1 protein-coding gene is annotated in these 1,302 nt (G+C 45.8%); it reads left to right on the plus strand.

Annotation, left to right across the window (positions count from 1 at the left end; genetic code table 11):
* Positions 1 to 1,302: NAD-glutamate dehydrogenase domain-containing protein (locus A3751_RS15685; protein ID WP_197466398.1), on the plus strand; the 1,302-nt coding region annotated here is incomplete at both ends.

The raw sequence follows: 1,302 nt of genomic DNA on the forward strand, positions 1-1,302 counted from the left end.
TAAGTTTGAAGCGATCGAACAGAAAATTCTCGGTGTCGTTATTTCCTGGCATGACGACTTGGAAGCCGCACTGACAGAACAGTATGGCGAAGAACAGGGTAGTCATCTCGCAAAGCATTATCGCCAAGGTTTTAATGCAAGTTATCGTGAAGCCTTCACGCCACGACGCGCCGCTTTAGATTTAAGTCATATCGATACGATTGCGAATGGCGGCGGCTTGGAAATGAGCTTCTACCGTTCCATGGATGAAGGTGAAGACACGTTCCACTGCAAGCTATTTGTTGGTGATGAGCCGGTCACGCTTTCTGATGTTATGCCGATCTTCGAGAATATGGGTTTTCGAGTGATCGGGGAAAGCCCGTTTATCGTGAAGAGCCTCTCCGGAAATGTTATCTGGATGCATGACTTTTCGCTCCAATCGCATAGTGGCAAAGGCATTGATCTCGCCAAAATTAAAGATAAGTTTGAAGTCTTATTTAAAGAAATATGGGATGAGCGAGCTGAGAATGACCGATTCAACCGGCTATTGGTCACATCCTATTTGGATTGGCGAGATATTGCTGTGCTTCGCAGTTACGCGAGGTATATGCGACAGGTACGAGTGAGTAACTCCCAGGAGCTGATTTCAAGCACCTTAGTCCATCATGATGACTTGGTTCAGCTGTTGTTGGAAATGTTTAAACTACGGTTTGATCCAGAAGGCCCTAAAAAAGCTGAGCGGACTAAGGCTTTTGAGAAATTAGAAACTGAATTTCTAGAAGGCTTGGAAGATGTCCCGAATTTGACAGAGGATAAGATCCTCCGCTTGTACCTTGATCTAATCAAGGCGACCGTTAGAACCAACTTCTATCAGAAAGCCAAAGACAAGTTTAAGTCATATATCTCGTTCAAACTTTTACCTCGTTTAATTCCAAATGTGCCGCTTCCCGTGCCAATGTTTGAAATTTTTGTCTATTCACCAAGAGTTGAAGGCGTGCATTTGCGCGGAGGAAAAGTGGCTCGAGGTGGCTTGCGTTGGTCTGATCGTAATGAAGATTACCGTACAGAGGTTCTTGGGTTGGTGAAGGCGCAGCAAGTTAAAAATGCCGTGATCGTCCCGGTAGGCGCAAAGGGTGGTTTTGTTGCTAAGAAGTTGCCGCAAGGAGATCGGGACGCGTTTATGAAGGAGGGTATCGCGTGCTACAAGATCTTTATTTCCGCTTTACTTGATGTGACCGACAACTTAGTGAAGGGTAAGGTGGTTCCTCCCAAGAATACCATTCGTCACGATGAAGACGACTATTATCTCGTTGTGGCGGCCGA

It is taken from the genome of Oleiphilus sp. HI0080, assembly GCF_001635135.1.